Genomic DNA, 8,749 nt, shown 5'->3' with positions numbered 1-8,749 from the left:
GGCGGCACCCGCGGCCTGCTCGCCCGTACGACGGCCACGGCCACCAGACCCGTCCCGCACGCCTGAGGCAGCCCCGGCCACCGACTCTCCGCACACGGGCAGCTGGGGGGCGCCCGGCCTATCGCCGCTCGGCCACCACGGACCGCCGGCTCCCCTGGCCCAGCAGGGCGGCAGGTGCGGCGGCCCCCGGGTCCTGGGCATCGGGCCTGCGGTGCCTGCCGCCCCGGGCGAAGAAGTCGGCGAGCGGCAGTGTGGCCGCCCCCAGCGTCACCGCGTCCGCACCCAGCGTGCCCAGGTCGATGGTGACGCGCTCGGCCGGGTGGTGCATCGCGTACTCCTTCGCGTACCGGCGCACGGCGGGCAGCAGCGCGGGGCCGAGCAGGAGTCCGGCCCAGCCGCCCACCAGGATCCGTTCGGGGCGGAAGAGGTTGATGAGGTCGGCGATCCCCGCACCCAGATACTCGGCGGTCTCGTCCAGCAGGCCGGCGGCCGCGGTGTCGCCCGCGAGGCCCCCGGAGGCGGGCAGCGCCGCGGCGAGCAGGGTGGCGAGTGCCGTCTCCTCGTCGGCCGCCGCTGCGGCGGGCCCGCCCGACTCCAGCCACCGCTCCCGGATCGCCTCGGCGCCCACGTACGCCTCAAGACAGCCCGGCGAACCGCAACGGCAGCGCCGTCCGCCGACCCGCATGGTGGTGTGGCCCCATTCGACGGCCCTGCTGTCCGCGCCGTAGAGCTCGCCGTCGACAACGATGCACGCGCTGACTCCGGAGCCGAACAGCACCACGACGGCGTCGCTCGCACCGCGCCCGCCGCCGAACCACATCTCGGCCTGGCCGAGGGTCTTGGCCCCGTTGTCGATGAAGAACGGTACGGAGGAAGGGAGTTCGGCCGAGTCCCGGAGCATGGCCTCCAGCGGGACGGCGTCCCAGCCGACGGTCTGCCCGTGTACGACGACACCGTCGGAGCCGCCCCGGTCGATGATCCCGGGGACACCCACTCCGACTCCGACGAGCTGGTCCGCGCGTACGTCCCCGTCCCGCAGCACATCGGCGACGGCTTCACGGATATGGCCGACGATCCGGTCCACGTCATAGCCGTGGTGCGCCAACGGGCGTTCGGCGCGGGCCAGTTCACCGAGGGAGAGGTCGAAGAGCCCGACCCGGACACGGGTCTCCCCCACGTCGATCCCGATGAGATGGCCGCTCGCGGGGGCGACACGCAGCAGGGTGCGCGGCCTGCCGCCCTCCGACTCGACCACTCCGGCCTCTTCGAGCAGTCCGTCCGCGGCCAGTTCGGCGACCACATTGCTGATCGAACCCGAGCTCAGACCGGTGGCGGCGCCGAGCTCCTGGCGGCTGAGCGGCCCGTCGAAATACAACCGTTGCAATACCTCGGCGCGGTTGCCGCGCCGCAGGTCACGCACAGTTCGTCTGCTCTGTTCAGCCATGTGGCTCCTTCCCGGTAGGCAACATACCCCTGTGAAAGCTCTTGACGCGACCTTCTCTCACTACTTAACTCACGACCTGAATTAAGTCGTGAAGGCCGTTCGAATCCTGAACGCAGCCCTCCCCGGGAAGGGGCCTACGCACATGCGCAGTATCAGAGCCGCAGCAGCAGTCGCCATCACCGTCTCCACGCTCGCCGGAGTCACCGCGTGCGGGGGAGGCAGTGACTCCAGTGGCGGGGGCAGCAACGCCTCCCCCAAGACGCTCACTTACTGGGCGTCGAACCAGGGGCCGAACATCCCCGCCGACCAGAAGATCCTCACGCCCGAGCTGAAGAAGTTCGAGCAGCAGACCGGGATCAAGGTCAAGCTGGAGGTCGTCCCCTGGGCCGACCTGCTCAAGCGGATCCTCGCGGCGACGACCTCGGGCCAGGGCCCCGATGTGCTCAACATCGGCAACACCTGGTCGGCCTCGCTGCAGGCCACCGGCGCTCTGCTGCCCTGGGACAAGGCCAACTTCGACGCGATCGGCGGCCGCGACCGGTTCGTCGACGCGGCGGTGGCATCGGCGGGCGCCGCGAAGAAGGACCCGGCGGCCGTCCCGCTGTACTCCCTCTCGTACGCGCTCTACTACAACAAGAAGATGTTCGCCGACGCGGGCATCGCCAAGCCCCCGGCCACCTGGGACGAACTGGTCGCCGACGGCCGGAAGATCTCGAAGAACGGCACCAGCGGCAAGTGGGGCCTCGGCGCGGAGGGCGGCAACCTCTCCGAGAACATCCACCAGGCGTTCGTACTTGCCCAGCAGCACGGGGCCGACTTCTTCGACGCGTCGGGCAAGCCGACCTTCACCTCACCCGGCGCGGTCGCCGCCGTGAAGCAGTACGTCGACCTCATGGGCAAGGACAAGGTCATCGCGCCGGGCAACGCGGAGTACGCCCAGAACCAGTCGCTCAGCGACTTCTCCAAGGGCAGGACCGCCATGGTGCTGTGGCAGGCCGCCGCGTCCACCTTCGCCTCCCAGGGGATGAAGCCGCAGGACTGGGGGGCTGCCCCGGCGCCCGTTCCCTCCGGCACCCCCGGGCAGGGAAAGAACGTCAACTCCATGGTCGCGGGCATCAACATGGCCGTCTTCAAGAACACGAAGAACACCAAGGGCGCGCTGAAGTTCGTGAAGTTCATGACCAGCGACAGCGAGCAGAAGATCCTCAACAAAGCCTACGGATCGGTGCCGCCCGTCACGGCCGCCCAGTCGGACCCCGCCTTCAACGTGCCCGGTGTGAAGGTCCTCAAGGACACACTGACCAACAGCGCGGCTCCGCTGCCGCAGGTGCCGTCGGAGTCGCAGTTCGAGACGACCGTGGGAACCGCCATCAAGGAACTGTGGTCCGACGCCGCCGCGGGCAAGGCCATCACGACGGCCTCGGTCAAGGACAAGCTCACCAAGGCACAGCAGCAGATGACCCAGTGAGGCACTGACTCCGATGACCTCCCACCCGCCACCCGGCCCCCACCCCCTCGCGAGAGGCTCGGCGTCACCCCTCCTGCTGGAGGAGACCACGCCCCCGGCGGCCGGCGCCGACACGCAGAAGTCCGGCGGTACGCGGCCACGCCTCCCGCGCGTTCCCGACCGGATCCGCCGCGGCGGCCTGCCGTATCTGCTGCTGCTGCCCGCGCTCGTACTCGAACTGCTCATCCACATCGTGCCGATGGCCATCGGCATCGTGATGAGCTTCCGCGGCCTCACCCAGTTCTTCATCCGCAACTGGAGCCAGGCGCCCTGGACCGGCCTGCACAACTTCAGCGTCGCCGTCGACTTCAACGCCCCGATCGGCAAGGCGCTCCTCCACTCCTTCTACGTCACCTGTGCCTTCACCGTGCTGGCCGTCGGGCTCTCCTGGCTGATCGGTACCGGAGTGGCGATCCTGCTCCAGGAGGACTTCCGCGGACGGGGACTCCTGCGGACCGTCTTCCTCATCCCGTACGCGCTGCCGGCCTACACCGCGATCATCACCTGGGCGTTCATGTTCCAGCGGGACAACGGCCTGGTGAACCACGTCCTCCACGACCAGCTGGGCATCACGGCCAAGCCGTCGTTCTGGCTGATCGGCGACAACAGCTTCTACGCGCTCGTCATCGTCGCCATCTGGAAGTCCTGGCCGTTCGCCTTCCTGATGGTGATGGCCGCGCTGCAGAACATTCCGCGCGAGCTGTACGAGGCGGCGTCGATCGACGGCGCCGGGATATGGCAGCAGATCCGCCGGATCACCCTGCCGTCACTGCGCTCCGTCAACCAGGTCCTGGTCCTGGTGCTCTTCCTGTGGACCTTCAACGACTTCAACACGCCGTACGTCCTGTTCGGCAAGTCGGCCCCGGAAGCCGCCGACCTGGTCTCCATCCACATCTACCAGTCCTCGTTCGACACCTGGAACTTCGGCAGCGGCTCGGCCATGTCCGTACTGCTCCTGCTCTTCCTGCTGCTGGTGACGGCCGTGTACCTGATCTTCACGTCGCGCGGGAGGAAGAGCACCGATGTCTAGTACCAGCACCGTGCCGCGCTCCCCCGCGGCCCAGCGCCCGGTCCCCGTCCCCCGCTCCCCCACCGCGCCGCCGCGGTCCTTCGTCTGGACCCGGCGGGTGGCGCTCACCCTGGTGTCGCTCTTCACCCTGGTGCCCGTGTACGTCATGATCAGCAGCTCCCTCAAGCCGCTGGGTGATGTGTCGGGCAAGTTCTCCTGGATTCCCTCCGGGTTCACCGTCCGCCCGTACATCGACATCTGGAGCACGATCCCGCTCGCCAGATACTTCATGAACTCGCTGATCGTGGCGGGTACGGCGAGTGTCTGCTCGGTGGTGGTCGCGATCTTCGCCGCGTACGCGGTGAGCCGCTACCGCTTCCGCGGCAAGCGGGTCTTCACGGTCACGGTGCTCTCCACCCAGATGTTCCCCGGCATCCTGTTCCTGCTCCCGCTGTTCCTCATCTTCGTGAACATCGGGAACTCGACCGGCGTGAACCTGTACGGCTCCCGCGGCGGCCTGATCCTCACGTATCTGACGTTCTCGCTGCCGTTCTCGATCTGGATGCTCATCGGGTACTTCGACTCCATCCCGAAGGACCTGGACGAAGCGGCGATGGTGGACGGCTGCGGGCCGCTCGGGGCGCTCTTCAGGGTGGTCGTCCCCGCGGCCGTCCCGGGCATCGTGGCCGTCGCCCTGTACGCGTTCATGACCGCGTGGGGCGAGGTGCTCTTCGCGTCGGTCATGACCAATGACACGACGCGGACGCTCGCCGTGGGGCTCCAGGGCTACTCGACGCAGAACGACGTGTACTGGAACCAGATCATGGCCGCGTCGCTCGTCGTCAGCGTGCCCGTCGTCGCGGGATTCCTGCTGCTCCAGCGCTACCTCGTCGCCGGTCTGACCGCCGGCGCGGTGAAGTGACCGCGCGCCCCTCCCACTCCGCACCTCCCCACCGCTCAGCACCCGCAGCAGAAAGGCAGCCCGTGAACGAGTACAACTCCCTTCCCGCGGACTTCACCTGGGGGGTGGCCACGGCGGCGTACCAGATCGAGGGGGCCGTGGCCGAAGACGGCCGTTCGCCTTCGATCTGGGACACCTTCTCGCACCTCCCCGGAAAGATCGACAACGGCGACCACGGCGATGTGGCCTGCGACCATTACCACCGCTGGCGTGAGGACATCGGGCTCATGAAGCAGCTCGGTGTGGACGCGTACCGGTTCTCCGTCGCCTGGCCACGGGTGGTGCCCGGCGGTGACGGGCCGGTCAACGAGAAGGGACTCGCCTTCTACGACCGGCTGGTCGACGGCCTCCTCGAAGCCGGGATCACGCCGTTCCCGACCCTGTACCACTGGGACCTCCCGCAGGCACTGCAGGACCGCGGCGGCTGGCCCGCCCGGGAGACGGCCGAGCACTTCGCCGAGTACGCGGACGTGGTGGCCCGGCGGCTCGGCGACCGGGTGAAGGACTGGACGACGCTGAACGAGCCGCTCTGCTCGTCCTGGATCGGCCATCTGGAGGGCCGGATGGCGCCCGGCCTCACGGACATCACCGCCGCCGTCCGCACCTCGTACCACCTCCATCTGGGCCACGGGCTGGCCACGCAGGCGATCCGGGCGGCAGTCCCCGGTGCCCGCGTCGGCATCGTCAACAACCTCAGCCCCTGTGAGGCGGCCACCGAGCGCGCCGAGGACCGGGCGGCGGCCGTCCGGGCCGACGGGCACACCAACCGCTGGTGGCTGGACCCGATCCACGGGCGCGGCTATCCGCAGGACATGGTCGACCTGTACGGGGTGGACCTCCCGGTCCGCACCGGCGACCTCGACACGATCGCGGCCCCGCTCGACTGGCTGGGCGTGAACTACTACTTCCGCAACGTCGTCACGGACGACCCGACGGGTCCGCTGCCGCACGCCAAGCAGGTCTATCTGCCCGGTGCCCGCCACACGGCGATGGACTGGGAGGTCAACGCCGACGGCCTGGAGAACATCCTGGTGCGGCTGGCCGACGAGTACGGCGCGCGGAAGATCTATGTCACGGAGAACGGCTCCGCCTACCCCGACGTGGTCCGCGGCGACGGCTCGGTCCACGATCCGGAGCGGGTCCAGTACCTCGACGAGCACCTGGCCGCCTGCGCCCGCGCCGCCCGCAAGGGCGTCCCGCTGGCCGGGTACTTCGCCTGGTCGCTGCTGGACAACTTCGAGTGGGCGTACGGCTACGACAAGCGCTTCGGCCTGGTGCACGTCGACTACGCGACACAGCGGCGCACGGTCAAGAGCAGCGGCCACCGGTACGCGGACATCGTCCGGGCGGCCCGCGGCCGGGGTCGGCGGGCCGCCTGAGCCGGCCGGCCACGGCGTGACCCGCGTGACCCGCTGACTGAGTCATGCCACCGACCACCGATGGGGCTCCGGCGCTGCCCGGGGCCCCATCGGCGTGTCCGCCGCCGCCTCCGCCCGCCCGGCCCACAGATCCCGCCAGGATCGCGGCAACGGACGTACGGTCCAGGTAGTCCAGGTATGAGCCGGGCGTAGCATCCGCACGATTCCGAGGAGCACGGCCAATGAGTGGAACAGCCCAGATCGGCGTCACGGGACTCGCGGTGATGGGCCGCAATCTCGCCCGTAACTTCGCACGCCACGGATACACCGTCGCGCTGCACAACCGCACCGCGGCCAGGACGCACGAGCTGGTGGAGGAGTTCGGCGAAGAGGGCATCTTCGTGCCGACGGAGAGCCCCGAGGAGTTCGTCGCGGCCCTGGAGCGCCCGCGACGGCTGGTGGTCATGGTGAAGGCGGGTGACGCCACCGACGCCGTGATCCAGGAGTTCGCACCCCTCCTGGAGGACGGCGACGTGATCATCGACGGCGGCAACGCGCACTTCGAGGACACCAGGCGCCGCGAGAAGGAGCTGCGCGAGCGGGGCATCCACTTCGTCGGCACCGGGATCTCGGGCGGCGAGGAGGGCGCGCTGCACGGGCCGAGCATCATGCCGGGCGGCTCCGCCGAGTCGTACGAGTCGCTCGGGCCGATGCTGGAGAAGATCGCCGCGAAGGCCAAGGACGGGGCTCCGTGCGTCACCCATATCGGCCCTGACGGTGCCGGGCATTTCGTCAAAATGGTCCACAACGGTATCGAGTACGCCGACATGCAGCTCATCGGCGAGGCATACCAACTGCTGCGGGACGTGGCCGGCTACTCCCCCGCCCGGATCGCCGATGTCTTCCGCACCTGGAACACCGGGCGTCTGGACTCGTACCTCATCGAGATCACCGCGGAGGTGCTCTCGCACGTCGACACGGCGACCGGCAAACCCTTCGTGGACGTCGTGCTCGACCAGGCGGAGCAGAAGGGCACCGGCCGCTGGACCGTCCAGATCGCACTCGACCTCGGCGTGCCCGTGTCCGGCATCGCCGAAGCGGTCTTCGCCCGCTCCGTCTCCGGCCACGCCGACCTGCGCGAAGCCTCCCGGCACCTCGCAGGGCCCACCGCGAAGGCCCTGGGCGAGGACGAGGCGGCGGCCTTCGCCGACCAGGTCGAACAGGCCCTGTACGCCTCGAAGATCGTCTCCTACACCCAGGGCTTCCACGAACTCGCCGCGGGCAGCCGGCAGTACGACTGGAACATCGACCTGGGCCGGATCGCCGCGATCTGGCGGGGCGGCTGCATCATCCGCGCCGCCTTCCTCGACCGGATCACCGGCGCCTACGAAGCACAGCCCCAGCTGCCGAGCCTGCTCGCCGACAAGGGCTTCGCCGACGAGATCGCCGCCGCACAGGACGACTGGCGCGCGGTCACCGCGACCGCCGTCCTCCAGGGGGTACCCACCCCCGGCTTCACGGCCGCCCTCGCCTACTACGACTCGCTGCGCGCCGCACGCCTCCCCGCGGCCCTCACCCAGGGCCAGCGCGACTACTTCGGCGCGCACACCTACCGCCGCACCGACCGCGACGGCACCTTCCACACCCTCTGGGGCGGGGACAGGACGGAAATCGAAAGCTGACGCGGCTGATACCGCCGGCACAGCTGACCCACTGGACAGCCCCTGGTTCCCGGTACCTTCGACGATCATTCGCAGGTCCGATGCGGCACCCCGGCCGCGGCGGACATCCTTGTGGTGAACCTGCTGACAAGGAGCGCATGATGTCGTACTTCGAGAACTTGCAGTACCCGGAGCCCCGTTACCACGGCACCAGGGGCGAGGTGAGCGCGTCCTTCCGTTCGGCCGACACACCGCCGGAGGTCTCCTCGCCCGGCGGGTCCACCAGCTACCTGGCCACCCAGGAGTCGACCGGCGGCGAATTCGGTCTGTACAAAGGGGCGTTGGGCCCGCGGTCCGCCGGCGCGAAGACCCACTTCCACCGGGCGATGTCGGAGTCCTTCTACATTCTCTCCGGCGAACTGGAGCTGTTCAACGGCGAGAAGTGGGTCACGGGCCGCGAGGGGGACTTCCTGTATGTGCCGGTCGGAGGTCTGCACGCCTTCAAGAACGCGACCGACGACCCCGTGTCGATGTTGATGCTCTTCTCCCCGGGCTCCCCGCGCGAGGAGTACTTCGAGCGGGTCGCGGAGATGTCGCGGCGCGGCCCGGAGGAGCTCAAGGAGTTCCGTGTCCGCCACGACAGTTACTTCGTGGAGGACTTCGACTTCGAGGCGGGGCGGACGGAGACAGAGCGGGAGTAGTCACGGAGGCGGAGCAGCCGGGGCACCTCCGCCGCGCGCACCGGCCGCAGGGCCGACCGGGCGGGCTCGTGCCGCCCCGTTCCGGGGCGGTGACCGCTCCGGCGGGGG

Annotated in this window: 7 protein-coding genes; 6 read left to right on the top strand and 1 reads right to left on the bottom strand. The window is 69.4% G+C overall.

Annotation, left to right across the window (positions count from 1 at the left end; genetic code table 11):
- Nucleotides 1-118 precede the first annotated feature (118 nt).
- On the bottom strand, nucleotides 119-1,444 hold the full coding sequence (locus G3I19_RS31810) for an ROK family transcriptional regulator (protein WP_164267185.1): 1,326 nt from the start codon (nucleotides 1,442-1,444) through the stop codon (nucleotides 119-121).
- Between the two features lie 142 nt (nucleotides 1,445-1,586).
- Here G3I19_RS31810 and G3I19_RS31805 point away from each other — a divergent pair, with 142 nt between their 5' ends.
- The 6 genes from G3I19_RS31805 to G3I19_RS31780 all read left to right on the top strand — a co-directional run bounded on the left by G3I19_RS31805 (nucleotide 1,587) and on the right by G3I19_RS31780 (nucleotide 8,641).
- The gene (locus G3I19_RS31805; RefSeq protein ID WP_164267184.1) at nucleotides 1,587-2,912 is read left to right on the top strand and encodes a sugar ABC transporter substrate-binding protein; all 1,326 of its coding nucleotides are present in this window, start codon (nucleotides 1,587-1,589) and stop codon (nucleotides 2,910-2,912) included.
- A 13-nt stretch (nucleotides 2,913-2,925) separates the two neighbouring features.
- Nucleotides 2,926-3,981 (top strand): sugar ABC transporter permease, encoded by a 1,056-nt coding sequence (locus tag G3I19_RS31800; RefSeq protein WP_164267183.1) that lies wholly within the window; start codon nucleotides 2,926-2,928, stop codon nucleotides 3,979-3,981.
- Nucleotides 3,974-4,882 (top strand): carbohydrate ABC transporter permease, encoded by a 909-nt coding sequence (locus G3I19_RS31795; protein ID WP_164267182.1) that lies wholly within the window; start codon nucleotides 3,974-3,976, stop codon nucleotides 4,880-4,882. The genes G3I19_RS31800 and G3I19_RS31795 overlap by 8 nt, the downstream gene beginning before the upstream one ends.
- Before the next feature lie 62 nt (nucleotides 4,883-4,944).
- Nucleotides 4,945-6,300: a GH1 family beta-glucosidase gene (locus tag G3I19_RS31790; protein ID WP_164267181.1), complete on the top strand. Its 1,356-nt coding sequence runs from the start codon at nucleotides 4,945-4,947 to the stop codon at nucleotides 6,298-6,300.
- A 221-nt stretch (nucleotides 6,301-6,521) separates the two neighbouring features.
- Nucleotides 6,522-7,961 (top strand): NADP-dependent phosphogluconate dehydrogenase, encoded by a 1,440-nt coding sequence (gene gndA, locus G3I19_RS31785; protein ID WP_164267180.1) that lies wholly within the window; start codon nucleotides 6,522-6,524, stop codon nucleotides 7,959-7,961.
- 140 nt (nucleotides 7,962-8,101) lie between these two features.
- Complete coding sequence (locus tag G3I19_RS31780; RefSeq protein WP_164267179.1) at nucleotides 8,102-8,641, top strand: cupin domain-containing protein; 540 nt, start codon at nucleotides 8,102-8,104, stop codon at nucleotides 8,639-8,641.
- Nucleotides 8,642-8,749: the final 108 nt, after the last annotated feature.

It is taken from the genome of Streptomyces sp. SID10853 (genome assembly GCF_010548145.1).
GTDB lineage: Bacteria > Actinomycetota > Actinomycetes > Streptomycetales > Streptomycetaceae > Streptomyces.
Note: the sequence above shows the minus strand (reverse complement) of the source record. Positions and strands in the feature narration are given on the sequence as shown.